Source organism: Acidithiobacillus ferrooxidans ATCC 23270 (genome assembly GCF_000021485.1).
GTDB lineage: Bacteria > Pseudomonadota > Gammaproteobacteria > Acidithiobacillales > Acidithiobacillaceae > Acidithiobacillus > Acidithiobacillus ferrooxidans.
Genome location: NC_011761.1, coordinates 169201 through 185898 on the forward strand (window position 1 = coordinate 169201; position 16698 = coordinate 185898).

Annotated in this window: 18 protein-coding genes; 2 read left to right on the forward strand and 16 right to left on the reverse strand. The window is 62.9% G+C overall.

Translation table 11 applies throughout. From position 1 onward, the window contains the following. The first annotated feature begins 4 nt into the window (after positions 1-4). A complete protein-coding gene (locus tag AFE_RS00895; protein ID WP_012536010.1) occupies positions 5-655 on the forward strand; it encodes a lytic transglycosylase domain-containing protein in 651 nt (216 codons plus the stop codon). Here the strand turns inward: AFE_RS00895 and AFE_RS00900 are convergent. The 7 genes from AFE_RS00900 to AFE_RS00930 form a co-directional block, all read right to left on the reverse strand. Next, a complete protein-coding gene (locus AFE_RS00900) occupies positions 637-879 on the reverse strand; it encodes a helix-turn-helix domain-containing protein (RefSeq protein WP_012536011.1) in 243 nt (80 codons plus the stop codon). The genes AFE_RS00895 and AFE_RS00900 overlap by 19 nt on opposite strands. Before the next feature lie 11 nt (positions 880-890). Next, positions 891-1523: a zinc-ribbon and DUF3426 domain-containing protein gene (locus tag AFE_RS00905; protein WP_009564522.1), complete on the reverse strand. Its 633-nt coding sequence runs from the start codon at positions 1521-1523 to the stop codon at positions 891-893. Positions 1524-1525: 2 nt separating this feature from the next. Beyond that, positions 1526-2404, reverse strand: a complete 879-nt coding sequence (gene prmA, locus AFE_RS00910) for a 50S ribosomal protein L11 methyltransferase (protein ID WP_012536012.1) — start codon at positions 2402-2404, stop codon at positions 1526-1528. Then, on the reverse strand, positions 2401-3747 hold the full coding sequence (gene accC, locus AFE_RS00915) for an acetyl-CoA carboxylase biotin carboxylase subunit (RefSeq protein WP_009564524.1): 1347 nt from the start codon (positions 3745-3747) through the stop codon (positions 2401-2403). Before accC ends, prmA begins: the two co-directional genes overlap by 4 nt. Before the next feature lies 1 nt (position 3748). Next, positions 3749-4219, reverse strand: a complete 471-nt coding sequence (accB, locus tag AFE_RS00920; RefSeq protein ID WP_012536013.1) for an acetyl-CoA carboxylase biotin carboxyl carrier protein — start codon at positions 4217-4219, stop codon at positions 3749-3751. Between the two features lie 19 nt (positions 4220-4238). Continuing rightward, entirely contained in the window at positions 4239-4700 is a 462-nt protein-coding gene (gene aroQ, locus AFE_RS00925; RefSeq protein WP_009564525.1) for a type II 3-dehydroquinate dehydratase, read from the reverse strand. A 167-nt stretch (positions 4701-4867) separates the two neighbouring features. Next, positions 4868-5245 (reverse strand): winged helix-turn-helix transcriptional regulator, encoded by a 378-nt coding sequence (locus tag AFE_RS00930; RefSeq protein WP_012536014.1) that lies wholly within the window; start codon positions 5243-5245, stop codon positions 4868-4870. A 336-nt stretch (positions 5246-5581) separates the two neighbouring features. Between AFE_RS00930 and AFE_RS00935 the strand changes: the two genes are divergently transcribed. Next, positions 5582-6439 carry a ferritin family protein gene (locus tag AFE_RS00935; RefSeq protein WP_012536015.1) on the forward strand — a complete coding sequence of 286 codons (858 nt, stop codon included), beginning with the start codon at positions 5582-5584 and terminating at the stop codon, positions 6437-6439. Between the two features lie 121 nt (positions 6440-6560). On the opposite strand, the gene ftsZ is transcribed toward AFE_RS00935, so the two are convergent. The 9 genes from ftsZ to murD are packed head-to-tail and all read right to left on the reverse strand — an operon-like array spanning position 6561 to position 16697. Next, entirely contained in the window at positions 6561-7724 is a 1164-nt protein-coding gene (gene ftsZ, locus AFE_RS00940) for a cell division protein FtsZ (RefSeq protein WP_012536016.1), read from the reverse strand. A 58-nt stretch (positions 7725-7782) separates the two neighbouring features. Further along, complete coding sequence (gene ftsA / locus AFE_RS00945) at positions 7783-9051, reverse strand: cell division protein FtsA (RefSeq protein WP_012536017.1); 1269 nt, start codon at positions 9049-9051, stop codon at positions 7783-7785. Between the two features lie 30 nt (positions 9052-9081). After that, positions 9082-9924 carry a cell division protein FtsQ/DivIB gene (locus AFE_RS00950; RefSeq protein ID WP_012536018.1) on the reverse strand — a complete coding sequence of 281 codons (843 nt, stop codon included), beginning with the start codon at positions 9922-9924 and terminating at the stop codon, positions 9082-9084. Next, positions 9917-10843, reverse strand: a complete 927-nt coding sequence (locus AFE_RS00955; RefSeq protein WP_009567097.1) for a D-alanine--D-alanine ligase — start codon at positions 10841-10843, stop codon at positions 9917-9919. Before AFE_RS00955 ends, AFE_RS00950 begins: the two co-directional genes overlap by 8 nt. Further along, positions 10836-11723 carry a UDP-N-acetylmuramate dehydrogenase gene (murB, locus tag AFE_RS00960; RefSeq protein WP_009567098.1) on the reverse strand — a complete coding sequence of 296 codons (888 nt, stop codon included), beginning with the start codon at positions 11721-11723 and terminating at the stop codon, positions 10836-10838. Before murB ends, AFE_RS00955 begins: the two co-directional genes overlap by 8 nt. Beyond that, on the reverse strand, positions 11720-13114 hold the full coding sequence (gene murC / locus AFE_RS00965) for a UDP-N-acetylmuramate--L-alanine ligase (protein WP_009567099.1): 1395 nt from the start codon (positions 13112-13114) through the stop codon (positions 11720-11722). The genes murB and murC overlap by 4 nt, the downstream gene beginning before the upstream one ends. Continuing rightward, on the reverse strand, positions 13107-14189 hold the full coding sequence (murG, locus tag AFE_RS00970) for an undecaprenyldiphospho-muramoylpentapeptide beta-N-acetylglucosaminyltransferase (protein WP_012536019.1): 1083 nt from the start codon (positions 14187-14189) through the stop codon (positions 13107-13109). Before murG ends, murC begins: the two co-directional genes overlap by 8 nt. After that, positions 14182-15354, reverse strand: a complete 1173-nt coding sequence (ftsW, locus tag AFE_RS00975; RefSeq protein WP_009567100.1) for a putative lipid II flippase FtsW — start codon at positions 15352-15354, stop codon at positions 14182-14184. The genes murG and ftsW overlap by 8 nt, the downstream gene beginning before the upstream one ends. After that, entirely contained in the window at positions 15351-16697 is a 1347-nt protein-coding gene (gene murD, locus AFE_RS00980; RefSeq protein ID WP_009567101.1) for a UDP-N-acetylmuramoyl-L-alanine--D-glutamate ligase, read from the reverse strand. The genes ftsW and murD overlap by 4 nt, the downstream gene beginning before the upstream one ends. Position 16698 lies beyond the last annotated feature (1 nt).

The window sequence follows — 16698 nt, forward strand, 5'->3', positions numbered from 1 at the left end:
TCTGATGGCCGCAGCGCTGTTGCTGCTTTACGGAGGTACGGCGGAAGCCGATATTTATGCCTATACCGATAGCAGCGGGGTGGTGCATCTTACCAATGTGCCGGCCGGGAATGACCGGTACCGGATGGTCATGCGGACCCCAAAAATGGCGGTGGCCGTGGCGCGCGCCGATTTCAATCGCGTCGCCCGGAGGCGTTATCAGGGCCTGATTCATGCGGCCGCCAATCGTTACCAGGTCAGCTCGGCGCTGATCAACGCCGTCATCAGCGCGGAGTCCGGTTATAATGCGGGTGCGGTATCGCCCAAGGGCGCCGTTGGCCTGATGCAGCTCATCCCCGCAACGGCGCTTCGCTTCGGGGTGGCGAATGTGTTCAGTCCGACGGACAATATCAACGGCGGCACCGCGTATCTGGCCCATTTGCTGCGGATCTTCAGCGGCGACCTGAAACTGGCCGTAGCCGCTTACAATGCGGGATCAAACGCAGTGATCCAGGCGGGTTATCATGTCCCGCCCTTCGCCGAAACCCAGGCCTACGTACCGCGGGTGCTCGCTTATTATCAGCACTATCTGAATGGCGGCGGCACGGTATCGGGCGAGAACCGGCAGCCCGTGGCAAATGCCGCCCCGCAGTTGATTCAGGTATCCAATCCGTAGGTTTGCAGCTTCTTCCGCAGGGTATTGCGATTGATGCCCAGCCATTGGGCGGCCATGCCGCGTTGTCCACCACAATGTTGCAGTGTATGCGCGAGCAGCGCACGCTCCACTTCTTCGACGATCAGCGCATGCAGGTTGCCAGGGACTTCACCCCCCAAATCCGCCAGATAGCGGTCCATGACGTGAATGACGCAATCGCCCAGGGACATATTCGTGCTATCCATGGTCCACCCCCTCAAGGACGGCTGAGGAGGGTGATTTGATAACCCGCCGCCCTTGTCAGGGCGGGGCTGCTGAGTACAAATGGTACTGGCGTACCCGGAACGAATCCCGCACGGGCGGGGAATTCTGCGCTCAGATATTGCGTCGCGGTAAAATGCAGGTGGGCAATGGGTGCGCCGTAGACGTTGCTGAGGGTGACTTCAATCACCGGGTAAGCCTGAACCTGATTGGCGACATTTTCAATATTGCCGGTGATCCGCGCCAGGTGGTCCGCCACAGGGGTGACCTGGCTGTTGAGAATACGGATGTCTTTGTTGGGACCAGGCCAGGGAATGGTGATATCCAGTTGCTCCGCGCTACTCAGCAAGAAGCGGCGGATGGGCGCGCTGGTCGCGGCGTAACTGTAACTGCGTGTCCACCAGAGTATCTGCCCGATCAGCGCGATAACCAACAGGATGATGGCCAGGATGAGCAGAAACCGACCCAGACGGCGTCCCAGGCTGCTACCCGCACGAGCAGTCTCTGCGGCGACATCCACATGAAAAATATGGTGGCAGACGCTGCATTTCACCCGATAATGGTGCTCGCGCAGGGCCTTGTCGTCCGAGAGAAAGGTCGATTCACAGCGGGGGCAGGTAATTTCCATAATCAGACTCCAGTGTTGCGCTGGCCATAGAGGAGTGACCAGTCTTCTTCGTGTTGCGCGACTGCGAGATCAAAATAAGGCTCGTAGGCGGCGTGAATCTCCGCTTCCTGATGGTGCAGGATGCCGGATAGTGCAATCCAGCCTCCAGGACGGACGGAATGGGCTAGGGCGGGCGCAAGGGTCAGAAGGGGGGTCGCCAGAATGTTGGCGACCAGGATGTCGGCCAGGGGCAGCCTGGCGTTTTCCGGCAGCGCGAGCTGCAGACCGGCGCTGACGCCGTTGCGTTCTGCATTGGCGGCCGCTACCTGCAGTGCAACGGGGTCGGTATCCACCCCGTATGCCTGGCCGGCGCCCAGCAGTAGCCCGGCGATGGCCAGAATGCCGGAGCCGCAGCCGTAATCGATAAGGCTTTCGCCTCCGCGGACCTGTGTATCCAGGAAGCGCAGGCAGAGCGCCGTGGTGGCGTGGGCGCCGGTGCCGAAGGCTTGGCCGGGATCGAGATGCAGCACACGGAGGGCGTTGGCGGGCGCCGCATCCCAACTGGGGGTTACCCAGAGGCGGCCGAAGCAGCGTGCGGGGAAGGCTGCCTGGGTTGCCGCTACCCAGTCCTGTTCCTCCAGCGCGGTAAAGCGTGCTGCGTATGACCGCCAGTCGTTGTCTCTGACCAGGTTTTGCAGGGTTGTTTCGCTGTGGCTGTCCGCAGCAAACAGGGCTTCGCACCGGCTGTTTTGCCAGATGTCGCCCGCATCGAACACTGCTTCACTGTCATCGCCTTCCAGAAAAGTGACTGCCTCTGCGCCAGCGTCCAGCAATTGCGCCTCGACGGCTGCTGCGGCTGCTGCGGGGACGCGCATGTCGAGCTGCCACCAGGCGATTTTCATAGGGCGAGCAATGCCTCCAGATAGTGGATATGCACACCGCCCGTGGCGTATTGCGCCTCTTCCAGTACCCGCCGATGCAGGGGAATGTTGGTTTGAATACCCTCGATGGTGGTCTCGCGCAGGGCGCTGCGCATGCGCATGTTGGCTTCCTCGCGGTCACCCCCGAAGGCGATGATTTTACCGATCATGGAGTCATAGAAAGGTGGTACCCGATAACCCGCATAAATATGACTGTCGACGCGGATGCCTGGCCCACCAGGGGGGTGCCAGGCGGTAATCTGTCCCGGTGAGGGTACGAAGCGCTCCGGGTCTTCGGCATTGATGCGGCATTCGACGGCGTGACCGCTGAGTACCACGTCCTCCTGGCGAATCCCGAGAGGCAATCCCGCCGCAATGCGAATTTGTGCTTTGACGATGTCGATGCCGGTAATCAGCTCCGTGACCGGGTGCTCGACCTGCACCCGTGTATTCATTTCAATGAAATAGAAGGTCTGGTTTTCCGGATCGTAAAGAAACTCGACGGTGCCGGCGCCCCGGTAGCCCATATCCTCACAGGCTTTGGCCACGGATGCACCGATTTCAGCGCGCTGCGCAGCACTGACGCCCGGGGCGGGCGCTTCTTCAATGACTTTTTGATGACGGCGCTGCACCGAGCAGTCCCGTTCCCCCAGGTGGATGCAATGACCCTGGGTGTCACACAGTATCTGAAATTCGATGTGGCGCGGCGTTTCGAGGAATTTTTCCATATAGAGGGTCGGGTTGCCGAAAGCCTTGTCGGCCTCCGCGCGGGTCAGGCTCGCGGCGTTGACGAGGTGTGCTTCGGTGTGTACGACCCGCATGCCGCGCCCGCCGCCGCCGCCGGCCGCCTTGAGAATGACGGGATAACCGATCTCCCGGGCGAGGGCTTTGAGGGCCTCGTTATCGTCGGGTAGCGGTCCATCGGAGCCCGGCACACAGGGTACGCCAGCCTTCTTCATCGCGGCCTTGGCGGCGATTTTGTCACCCATCCGGCGGATGGTTTCCGCGCGCGGCCCGATGAAGGTAAACCCGCTGTTTTCGACCCGTTCGGCGAAGTCGGCATTTTCTGAAAGAAACCCGTAGCCGGGATGAATCGCTTCGGCGTCGGTCACCTCGGCGGCGGCAATCACGGCGGGGATGTTGAGATAACTTTTATCGCTCGGCGCTGGGCCGATGCACACCGACTCGTCGGCCAGCTTGACGTGGAGAAGGTCGCGATCTGGTTCAGAGTGGACGGCTACGGTACGAATGCCCAGTTCGCGGCAGGCGCGCTGAATCCGAAGGGCGATCTCGCCACGGTTAGCGATAAGGATTTTCTCGAACATTTCAATCCCCGGGTGCGATGATGAACAGGGGTTCACCGTATTCGACGGGCTGACCATTGCCGGCGAGAACCTTGATCACTTTTCCGGAGACGTCGGCTTCAATTTCGTTCAGCAGCTTCATGGCCTCGATGATGCATAGAGTCTGGCCGGCCTTCACCATGCTGCCTTCTTCCACGAAGGGTGGAGATTCCGGAGAGGATGCGCGATAAAAAGTCCCGACCATGGGGGATTTGATCATATAGCCCTGGGGCGGCACTTCGACCGCTGCCGCGGGGGGGGGCGCTGTCCCCACGATGGTGGGCGTGGTCGCCATCGCTGGCGCAGGCTGGGCATAGGTGATGGCCGGTGCCGGATGGGCGGGCGCGGTGTGCCGCGTGATCCGGACTTTGCTGTCGCCCTCCACCACTTCTATTTCGTCGATGGCGCTCTTTTCCAGCAGTTCGGCCAGGCGACGGATGAATTGGATATCCATGCTCTTTCCTTGGTGTCAGTTATGGGTTATGGCGTTTCATGCGCCGATGAATGGCATCCAGCGCCAGGAAGTATCCATCCGCACCCAGTCCCGCGATGACGCCCTGGGCGAGCTCGGAGAAGTAGGAGTGACGGCGGAAGGGTTCCCGACCATGAATATTGGATAAATGTACTTCGATAAACGGAATCTGGACGGCAGCCAGGGCATCACGCAGGGCAACGCTGGTGTGGGTGAATGCCGCGGGATTGATGATGATGTCGGTGACGCCCAGGGGGAGGGCCTCCTGGACCGCATCGATCAGTACATGCTCAGCGTTGCTCTGCAGACTGTGCAGTCGCCAGCCCCAGCCCTGCGCGAGTGTCTGCATCCCGGCATCGATCTCGGCGAGGGTGGTCTGCCCGTAATGGCCGGGCTCACGACTGCCCAGCAGATTCAGATTCGGGCCATGCAGTACAAGGACATGAGGAGAGGATGCAGCCATAGATCCCGCGTAACACTAAGTATATCCGCGAAGTCTGCCCCAAATGGCCGGATAAATCTAGGTCATCCGCACCGGAGGCGGGTGCCGCGACACCCCATGGACCCGGGTTCGCCTACGGATCGAGCATGGAAATCCCGGCGAATGATCGGGACGGCCGCGGGTAACCGCTAATTGGTAACAGGCAGGACCGGTTCCCGGTGGATGCTTTTCCTGCCAGCGTCTTCGCTATCCCAGCGCCGGGCCAGGGTATCCAGGGCATCCAGCACTTCCCGCAGTTCCAGTCCACGCGGTGTCAGGCCATAGGTCACTTCCGGAGGAATGCTGGGACGATACACCCTGAATACCACTCCGGCCTCCTCCAGGGTGCGCAAACGCTCCGTCAGCATCCGGGACGAAATGCCGCGCACTTCCCGCTTGAGCATCCCGAAACGGGTGGGGCCGCGTTGCCTCAGCGTCCAGAGGATGTATGTGGTCCATGGCCCCATCAGCAAGCGGAGCAGTGCATCCATGGGGCAAGTCGTTTCCTGTTTGGTTTGGCTGTTCATGGTTACTCAATCGTACCGGATCTACAAAAATACACTAAAATGATTCCATCATGAACAACCAATGCAGGATGCCGCAAGGTGTGCTTGCCGCGCAGGAACCTGGTGCTCATCTTGGTCGGTCTTCAGGACCGTTGGCGCGTACCCGGGCATACATTGTCCGGGATTCGCCCGATGCCGGGATTTGTCGTAAAATGCCAAGCACATATTTTACGAAGCCTCACGGTGTTGTCACAAGGCTTTGTGGGGGTGCCTTCGCGACTTTCGTCTGGTGGGCGGAAGGGCGCCGAGGTGCTCCGGCACCCGTTATCGAGAACGCCAGAGAGAGGTTGGTTCGCCATGTTATACCCTGAGTTGTTCAAATCGCTGGAAGCCGCGCGCTGGAACATGGCCACGGACATCCCCTGGGAGCAGTTTGACCGTAACCTGGTCAGCGATGAGCAGTTGCGCACGATCAAGATGAATGCGGTCACCGAGTGGTCGGCACTCCCGGCGACGGAGATGTTTCTCCGCGACAACCGGAGCGACTCCGATTTCTCGGCCTTCATGTCCATCTGGTTCTACGAAGAGCAGAAGCACGCCCTGGTGCTCATGGAATACCTGCGCCGCTTCGCGCCGGAATATCTGCCGACGGAAGAGGAATTGCACAATGTACGCTTTGAATTTGATCCGGCGCCAGCAATGGAAACCCTCATGCTGCATTTTTGCGGCGAAATCCGCCTGACACACTGGTACAAATGCGCGGCGCAGTGGCATAGCGAGCCGGTGATCCGCTCGATTTACGAGGTGCTATCCAAGGATGAGGCGCGGCACGCCGGTGTATATCTGAAATATATGCGGCGCGCCATTGATCGCCTCGGGGACAGCGCGCGTCTGGCTTTTGCCAAGATCGGTGTACTCATGGCCAATACCAAGACGGCGAAGGCATTGCATCCCACCAATCTCCATGTGAACAAGGCGATGTATCCCGAGGACAGTGTGCAGAGTCATCTGCCGGATCCGGGTTGGCTGGAGCAATGGCTGGATACCCAGATTCATTTCGACGCGATCTGGGAGGGCAAGGTGGTCAATGGCATTTTGCGCAATCTTTCCGCTCTGCTCGAAACGCCCATTCAGAGCATCAAGGATCTCAGCCGTTACCGCAAGGTGATGAGCGCCGCCGCCCATGATGCTTCCGGGCACTTGGTGGCGGGTTGAGCGCGCTGTAACGGTTCCTCATGGGCACGGTAGTGGCCATGGCGGCAGGCAGGCGGTCCCCCCACCAGGCGGGAAACCTGGCCGCCCGGGGTCAACGCCTGCGCTGACCCGGCCTACGCCCTTAGTCCGCCTGACGGCGCAGGAAGGCGGGAATGTCCAGGTCCGCGTAGTTCGGCGTATGGTTGCCGCCATGGGCGGGCACGCTCGAACCCGTCGGGCGTTCGGTCTGGCGCATGCCGGTGGGCTTGTCAAGGTTGCGCCAGTCTGCCGCCGTAGCCGGGATGGCTGCCGACCGTGGCCGGATATTCTCGACCGCCAGCCGCACGGGTTCCCGTTGCAATCCGGTGGCGACCACCGTAACCCGTAGTTCCCCTTCCAGTTCCGGATCCAGCACGGTGCCGACCTTGACGTTGGCGTCATCTGCCGCATAACCACGGATCAGTTCGCCGACTTCTTCGAACTCGCCCAAAGTCAGGTCCATGCCGGCGGTGATGTTGACCAGAATGCCGCGGGCTCCCGCGAGATTGATGTCGTCCAGCAGCGGGCTGGAGGCGGCGCGGGTGGCGGCATCCTTGGCGCGGTTTTCGCCGCGGCCGCTGGCGGTACCCATCATGGCCAGACCCATGCCCGACATGACGGTACGGACATCGGCGAAATCCAGGTTCATCAGGCCGGGGCGGGTGACCAGCTCCGAGATGCCCTGCACGGCGCCGAGAAGGATGTTGTCGGCGGCCTGGTAGGCGTCCTTGAGGCTGATGTTCTTGCCAAGGACGGACAACAGTTTCTCATTGGGGATAATGACTAGAGAGTCCACGTACTGGGAGAGCTCGTCGATGCCGGAGAGGGCGTGCTGCTGGCGTTTCTTGCCTTCAAAGTTGAAGGGTCTGGTGACCACGCCGACGGTGAGGATGCCCATGTCGCGAGCAATGGCTGCCACCACGGGGGCGGCGCCGGTGCCGGTGCCGCCGCCCATGCCCGTGGTGATGAAGACCATGTCGGCCTTTTCCAGGGTCGCGCGGATTTCGTCACGGCCTTCCTCGGCGGCCTTGCGCCCGACTTCGGGATCTGCGCCCGCACCGAGGCCGCGGGTGATCTGAGCGCCGAGCTGGATCGTATGGCTGGCTTGGGAGTGGCGCAACGCCTGGGCATCGGTATTGGCGCTGATGAACTCCACGCCTTCCAATCCTGCCGCGCACATGTTGTTGATGGCGTTGCCGCCCCCGCCCCCGACGCCGATGATTTTGATGACAGCGCCGTCTTGTTCACATTCATTGAGTTCAAACATTGTCTTTCTCCTTCTTGAAGTCTTGCAAAATTGTGTGCCTCAGCCCTGCAAGCAGAAATCAGCCAAAGCTCGTCTGTACCCAGGAGCGCATCTTGCGAAAAACGCCGCCGAAGCTGGTATCCATATGGTTTTCCCGGGCCGCGATGGCCGGGTTCTGAAGTGGCTCGGCCTGACTCGCCACTTGATTGTGCAGCCCGTACATGACCAGACCGACACCCGTGGCATGGCCCGGAGTCCGGACGACGGTTTCCATACCCGGCAAATGCATGGGCTCGCCGACGCGCACCGGCAGGTGGAGGATTTCTTCGGCCAGTTCGGCCATGCCTTCCAGTTTGCTGGAGCCGCCGGTAATGACCACTCCGGCGGCGACCATGTCTTCGTAGCCGGTGCGGCGCAGTTCCGCCTGGATCAGCTCGAAAAGCTCCTTGATGCGGGGCTCGATGATGTCGCCGAGAATACGCCGCGAAATGGTCCGCGGCGGGCGGGTGCCGACGCTGGGGACGGGGATTTCATCATCCTGCTCGATCAGATCACCGAGGGCGCAGCCGTAGAGCTTTTTGATCTGTTCGGCTTCGACGGGCGGGGTGCGCAGGCCGAGGGCGATATCGTTGGTAACCTGATCGCCGGCAATGGGGATGACGGCGGTGTGGCGAACGGCGCCATCGCGGAAGATAGCGATGTCCGTGGTGCCACCGCCGATGTCCACCAGACAGACGCCGAGTTCTTTCTCATCAGCGGTGAGGACGGCATCGGCGGAGGCGAGCTGTTCGAGGACCAGATCCTGTACCTGCAAGCCGCAGCGTTCGACGCACTTGGTGATGTTTTGTGCCGCACTCACGGCACCGGTGACGATGTGCACCCGTGCCTCCAGGCGCACGCCGGACATGCCGACCGGCTCACGGACGCCCTCCTGACTGTCGATCATGAATTCCTGGGGGAGGATGTGGATGACGTTCTGGTCCTGGGGAATGACGATGGCACGGGCGGCGTCCATGACCCGACCGACATCCTCATTGCTGACTTCCTTGTTCTTGATGGCGACGATGCCGTGGCTGTTGTAGCCGCGGATGTGGCCGCCGGCAATACCGACGATGGCGCCGTGAATCTGCACACCGGCCATCAGTTCCGCTTCCTGTACAGCGCGGGTGATGGCTTGAACGGTGGATTCGATGTCGACGACCACACCCTTTTTGAGGCCCCGGGAGGGATGCTGACCGACGCCGATGATCTCTGCCTCACGGCCGCCCCTGGACTGGGCGACGATGCAGGCGACCTTGGAGGTGCCGATGTCCAAACCGACGATGAGTTCCGGATTGCTGCGTTTCATTTCGTTTCGCTCCTTCGGATCGGTGATCCGTTACTGACTGCTGACGGTGGCCGCCGCGGGCATGGCGACCGCAAAGCCGTTGGTGTAGCGCAGGTCCATGGTGGCCCCCGGCACGAGGTATTCCTTGACCTGGGGGGCGATGGCCACCCAGCGTTTCAAGGCGGGAAGGATGTTTTCACTGCCCAGCAGCAGGCGCACCTGATTACTGAGAATGCAGCGCCAGCCGCCGCGCCGGTCTTCCTGAAGGGATGTCACCTTGACGCCGAGCGGGGCGACGATACCGTTGAAAGTGGCGAGTTGGGCGATCAGTTCACTACCGCTGTCGGCCGGGCCTTCGAGGTTCGGAAGTCCTGCCGGTACCTGCCGGGGGGGAACGCTGAACACCTGACCCTGGCCATCCACCATCTGTCCCGCACCGCTCAGCCAGCGGGCTACGGGTGTGTAGGATTTGATCCGGATCTGCAGCCGGTCGGGCCAGACCCGGCGGACTTCGGCATCCGCTACCCACGGGAGGGCGTCGATTGCCCGTCGCACCTGATCCGGATGGATCCAGAGAAAACCCTGACCCACGTAGGGTCTGAGGGCGGCGTTCACCTCGGGCAGCGGGATCCGCGCCGATATGCCAGAAATGGTCAAGGTGCTGATGGGCATGACCTGTGGTTCACGCACCCAGTTCCAGCCCATCCAGCCCCCCCACGCGAGGGCGCTGATACCGATTCCGCCAAAGAGCACGCGGCCATAAAGCCGCCACGGAATGGCCCGGCGTACTTTGGGCGGAGCCGCCTCGGCTTTGGGTCTGGGCGGTTTTCTGAGGGTGGCGGCAGGATGTTGCGGTTGCTGCCCATGTCGGTAATCGCGCATGACGCTAACCATGTTTCACTCTCCTCTGCGCGGTGCGCAGTATGGTGGCGCATAATTCCGGGAAGCCCATGCCGGTGGCTTTGGCGGCCATGGGAATCAGGCTGTGGCTGGTCATGCCGGGCACACTGTTGACTTCCAGCAGATGGGGTCGACCGTCGCCGCCGATCATGAAGTCGACCCGCCCCCAGTCGCGGCAGCCGAGCTCGGCAAAGGCTCGGAGCGCAAGTGCCTGCAACTGCTGCTCCAGCGGAGCGCCGAGGCCGGAGGGCAGGAGATAACGGGTATCGTCGGCGAGATACTTGGCGGTGTAGTCATAGAAGGCCCGGGGCGTTTCGATGACGATCGGCGGCAGCGCCTGGCCATCGAGGATGCCGACGGTGACTTCGTGACCGATGACGGCACCCTCGCAGAGGACTTCATCCTCGATGGCGAAGGCGCACTGCAAGGCCGCATCCAATTCCGCCGGGCCGCCGACTTTGCTGACCCCGAGGCTGGAGCCACCGTGGTTCGGCTTGATGTACAGGGGCCAGCCGAAGCGGGCGCCGAGGTCGGGCGTATGGCTGCCGCGATGCAGCAGGATGCCGTCGGTCACCGGTAAACCGGCGGCTCGCCAGAGCTGCTTGCAGCGCCATTTATCCATGGCGAGAGCGGAGGCGAGGACACCGCTGCCGGTGTAGGGCATATCCAGAGTCTCCAGGCAGGCCTGCAACAGACCGTCTTCGCCTACCGCGCCATGGCAGACGTTGAAGGCGATCTGTGCTCCGCTTTCGGCCATTTGCTGCTGGAGGATGGCCGGCTGGATGTCGACGCCGACGGCATCCATGCCCAGCCCCTGCAAGGTTTGCAACACGGCGTGACCGCTGTCGAGAGAGACTTCGCGTTCTCCGGAGGGGCCTCCGTAAAGTACGGCGATGCGGGCTAAATCAGACATCGGCCACCTCCCCGATGACCCGCATCTCCGGCTGAAGCTCGATGCCGAAGCGGTTGAGGACCTCTTGTTGTACGTTGGCCACCAGTGCCTCGATCTCCTCGGCGCGGGCGGCACCGCGGTTGATGATGAAATTGGCGTGCTGGGTGCTGACTTCGGCGTCCCCATAACGCAGGCCCTTGAGTTCCGCCGCTTCGATGAGCCGGGCGGCATGATCGCCGGGTGGATTGCGGAAGACGGAACCGCAGCTCGGCCATTCCAGGGGCTGAGTGGCGGCGCGGCGTTCCTGCCAGGCACGCAGGCGCTGCAGGACGATGTCGCTGTCTTCGGGCGACAGGCGCAGTCCCGCGGCGATGAAGCACGCAGCGCCCTGACCCTGCACCTCGCGGTAACCCACCTGGAACTCGGAGCGGGACAGGCGTTGCACCCGGCCATCGGGGTGCAGGACCTCGGCCCATTCCACCAGGCTCCAGGTGTCGCCGTCGTTGGCTCCCGCATTCATCGTCAGACAGCCGCCCAGGGTGCCGGGTATGCCGGCGAGGAACTCGGCGCCCGCAAGCCCGGCTTTGGCCGCGAAATGAGCGATCTTGACGGCGCCGGCGCCGGCGCCGGCATGAATCAGGCCGGACGCATCGAGGGTGATTGCATCCAGGGTGTTGGCCAGGCAAATGACGGTACCGCGCAGGCCGCCATCCCGCACCAGCACATTGCTACCCAGCCCGAGCCAGGTGATGGGGGCAGTGGCGAAATGCTGTAGGAAAGCCTGCAAATCTTCCAGTGTGCCGGGCAGATAGAAGCGGTCGGCCGGCCCGCCGACCCGCCAACTGGTGTGGCGATGCATGGGTTCCCCCAGGCGCAGACGGCCACCAATGGCATGCATCATGAGGGGTCCTCCCCGAAAACCTGGGGCCATTGTGCCGCCAGACTGGCAATGCTGCCGGCACCGAGGGTCAGTAGTACGGCCCCGGCGGGGAGTTCGGCGCGGATTTGTTGCGGCGCCGTGAGTAAATCAGGCAGGAAACGGACGCTCATGCCCTGGGCGGCCATGGCCTCGGCGAGGGCGCGGCCGGTGACGCCGGGCAGGGCCTTTTCGCCAGCACTGTAAATGTCCGTCAGAATCACCCGGTCCGCTGCCGCCAGGCTGCTGACGAAATCAGCGAAGAGCGCTTGGGTGCGGCTGTAGCGGTGGGGCTGAAAGGCCACCACCAGCGGCCGTTCCGGCCATACGGAGCGGGCTGCGGCGATGGTGGCGGCGATTTCCCGGGGGTGATGGCCGTAATCATCCACCACGGTAATTCCGTCGAATGTACCGACCAGCTCAAAGCGGCGGCCGACCCCACGAAAGTCGGCCAGAGCAGTGGCAATGGTGGATTCCGGTATGCCCACCTTGCTGGCGATGCCGATGGCGGCGAGGGCATTGAGGACGTTGTGGCGGCCGGGGATGCCCAGTTCTACGTCCAGCCAGTGGACATAGTCGCTGTCCACCCGTCGCCACACGGCGAAGCGACTGCCGATGCCCTGCACGGTGACATCACGCGCTTGTAAATCCGCATCGGCACCGAAACCGTAGCGCAGCACGGGGGTGCGCAATTCGGGGATGAGGCCGGCGACCACGGCTTCATCGGTGCAGAGGACGGCGAGGCCGTAGAAGGGCAGGCGCTGGAGAAATTGCAGGAAGGCGCCGCGCAGATTGTCGAGGCTACCGCCGTAGGTTTCCATGTGATCGGCGTCGATGTTGGTGACGACCGCCATGACGGGCGAGAGATAGAGGAAGGATGCATCGGATTCGTCCGCTTCTGCCACCAGATATTCGCCACTGCCGAGGGCGGCATGGGTGCCGGCGCTCTTCAAGCGGCCGCCGATGACGAAGGTGGGGTCCAGTCCGCCCGCGCCGAGGATGCTGGCCACCAGGCTGGTGGTGGTGGTCTTGCCGTGGGTGCCGGCGATGGCGATGCCCTGCTTGAAGCGCATTAGTTCCGCCAGCATCTCGGCGCGGCGGATGACGGGGATGCGCAGTTCGCGGGCGGCCTGCACCTCGGGATTGCTTTCGGGAATGGCCGAAGAAATCACGACCACATCGGCGCCGCGCACATTGGCTGCTTCGTGGCCGCTGAAGATCCGCGCCCCCAAATCCGTCAGGCGCAGGGTGGAATTGCCGGGTCGCAGATCAGAACCGGAGACGGCATAGCCGAGATTCAGCAGCACCTCGGCTATGCCGCGCATGCCGCTGCCGCCGATTCCGACCATGTGGATTTGTCGTACCCAGTTACGCATCTATGCCTCCCGCACATTCTATACATGCTGCCGCAACGGTGGCGGCGGCGTCGCCCTTGGCCTGCCGGCGTGCCGCCTCCGCCCAGCGCAGGCGGAGTTCCGGGTCGGCCAGCAAGGGACGCAGCACATCGCGCAGTTGCAGGGCGTCCAGTCCCTCCTGACGCAGCATGCGGGCCGCACCGGCCTTTTCCAGGAAACGGGCGTTAGCGGCCTGATGATCGTCCACTGCGAAGGGGAAGGGGATCAGGATGGCGCCGAGACCTGCGGCGGCCAGTTCGGCGATGGTGGCGGCACCGGCGCGGCAGAGGGCGAGGTCGGCCCAGCCCAGCGCTGCTGCCATATCGTCTATGAAAGGTTCTACCTTGGCGTCGATACGCGCCTGCGCGTAAGCCGCCCGGGTGCTTTCCGCGTGATCCCTGCCCGTCTGATGCCAGATGGCAGGGCGCTCGGCGTCGGTCATGCCGCTCAGAGCGGCGGCACTGACTGCGTTCAGTACCTGGGCACCCTGGCTGCCACCCATGATGAGCAGGCGCACCGGACCTTTGCGGTCATGAAAGCGTTCCTGTGGTGTCGGCAAGGCGTGAATGGCCTCGCGCACCGGATTCCCCACCCACTCACCGCGGGCCAGGCGGGCGCCGGGGAAGCCGAGAAAAACACGCCTGGCCAGTGGGGCCAGCAAACGGTTGCTGAGCCCGGCGACGGCATTCTGTTCGTGCAGACAGAGCGGGCGCCCCAAGGTCCAGGCGGCGATGCCGACGGGTGCGGTGACATAACCCCCCATACCCAGGACCACATGGCTCCGGGTCTGCCGCAAAATCCGGCGTGCCTGCAGAATGGCCCTGCTCACCCGCCACGGCGCGCGCAACCAGCGTCTGATGCCCTTGCCGCGCAGGCCCTGCATATCCAGAGTATGTAACGTGTAGCCACGCTCAGGCACGAGGCGCGCTTCCATTCCGGTGGCCGTCCCCGCAAAAGTCACTTCCACGCCCTGGGCGCGCAGCGCATCGGCGACCGCCAGTGCCGGGAAGACATGGCCTCCGGTGCCACCCGCTGCGATCAGGACGCTGTCAGCCATTCTGGAGTTCCTCCCGGATCACGCCTGCGCCCTTGGGTACGGCCGGATAGCGGCGGCTGACGCCGAGGACGACGCCCAGCGCGGCGCAGAGAAAGACCAGGGCGCTGCCGCCGTAACTGATCAGGGGCAGGGCAAAACCCTTGGTCGGTAAAGCGCCCAGATTCACGCCCATGGACATCACCGCCTCGCCCCCAAACCAGGTCAGCGTGCCGTAGCAGAAAAGAGCGAAGAAGGCATCTCCAGCCGCCGCAGCCCGCCGGCCGACGCGGTAGATCCTCCAGCAGGCGACGCCGTAGAGAATCGCCAGGGACCACACCCCGATCATGCCGAGCTCTTCGCCGATCACCGCCAGGATGAAGTCTGTATAGGACTCGGGCAGGTAGAAATATTTCATGATTCCATCGCCCAGACCGACTCCGAAGACGCCACCACGCCCAAAGGCAATGAGAGATTGCACCAACTGGAATCCGGCGCCGTAGGGATCTGCCCAGGGATTCTGGAAGGTCGTGATGCGGGCCAGGCGATAAGGCGCCGATACGGCCAAAATCCCCAGAGCGCTACCCGACACGATGCCGGCCAGGAGGACGTAACCCAAGGGCAGTCCACCCAGGAAAAGCATCACTCCGGTAAGGAGCACCACCATCGCATAGGAGCCGAAATCCGGTTGCAGGAGTAAAAGCAGACCCAGCAGACCCAGCACTACGAAAATCGGCCAGAGACCTTCCTTGATGCGTCCCAGCAACTCCCCCTTGCGTACCACGTAGCGGGCGAGGAAAAGCAGCAGGGCGAATTTCAACAACTCGGAGGGCTGCAGGCGGACGATCAGGAAATTGATCCAGCGGTGGGAGCCATTCACCGATACCCCGACGAATGGAATAAAAACCATGACCAGGGCGATAAGAGAAATGCCCATCAGCGGGAAAGTGATGCGCTCCCAGAAGTCCAGATCGACGCGGCTGGTATAATAAAGCACGGCGGCGGCGAGGCTGGCGTAGATGCCCTGCCTTTCCGCGAAGAAGAAAGGGTTGCCGGTTTCGTGCTGGGCAATGGGGGCGCTGGCCGAGTACACCATGATGAGGCCGAATCCCAGCAGAATCAGGATGATCCACCACAGGACCGTGTCTGCAGGCCCGTCTTCCGCCAACCACCAGTCCGGCCTGGTCATGCCAGATCCTCCGTCAGGGCCCGTACCGCCACGGCGAATTGACGGCCGCGATCCTGATAATCGGTAAACATATCGGTACTGGCGCAGGCGGGCGAGAGCAGCACCTGATCGCCACGCTGCGCCAGCACCGCCGCCTTCTCGACAGCCTGAGCCATGTTCCGGGCACTCTCGACGGGCAGTATTCCGGCGAGCAGGGCGGAGATTTGTGGCCCGTCCTTACCGAGGACGACAACGCCACGCTGCCCGCGACAGGCCTCCCGCAGGGGGCTCAGGTCGGCCCCCTTGGCATCGCCACCGAGTATCATCACCAGGGGTCCCGGCAAGCCGGACATGGCTTTGAGGGTCGCGCCCAGGTTGGTGCCCTTGGAATCGTCGTAGTAACTCACTCCGTTGATCTCGGCGATCCGGGCAAGGCGGTGGGGTAGACCCGGGAAAGTACGCAACGCCTGGCGGATGGCCGTCACAGGGACGGCCATCGCGCGGGCCAGCAGGGCGGCGGCCAGCGCATTTTCGGCGTTATGCGCGCCGCGCAGCGGGAGTTGATCCAAATCCAGCAGGGGACCATCGCTACGCAGGCAGAGCCGGTCCCCGGCGATGCTGGCGTCGTGTTCGTCAGCGCCGCCAAAGAACTGCACCCGCACGCCCGCAGGGACCTGGGGCGGTAGGGCGGCCGTAAAGGTGTCTCCGGCGTTCAGTACCAGCGTGTCCCCTGCGCCCATCGCCCGGAAAATGCGGGTTTTCGCGGCAGCATAGGCCGCATAGTCACCATGCCAGTCCAGATGATCCGGGCTCAGGTTGAGAATGGCGGCGGCGCGAGGGTGGAAATCATGACAGGCCGCAAGCTGGAAGCTGGAAAGCTCGAGGACATAGAGATCGGGCTCGGGCCCTGTTTCGGGCAGAAGGTCGAGGGCGGGAGTGCCGAGGTTGCCGCCGACGGCGGCGCGCAGCCCCGCGGCCCGTGCCATTTCGCCCACCAGGGTGGTGACGGTGCTTTTACCATTGCTGCCGGTGATCGCGACGATGGGCGCCCGGGTGATCCGGCCAAAAAGTTCGATATCGCCCAGAATTTCGATGCCGGCCCGTCTGGCGCTGACGAGAGCGGGCAGCGACGGCGCCAGCCCCGGGCTGAGCAGAAGAATATCCGCCTCCAGAAACAGGTCCTCGGGCATGTCACCAAAATGAAAATCGACTGCTGGATAACGGCGCCGCAAGTCGGCGGCGTCTTGTAGCAGACGCGTGTCGGCCACTCGGCAATGAGCGCCCAGGCGCAGGGCCGTACGCAAGAGGGAGTGTCCCGTCTTGCCCATGCCGAGGATGTATGCCTTTTTCCCGTTCATGTCCATG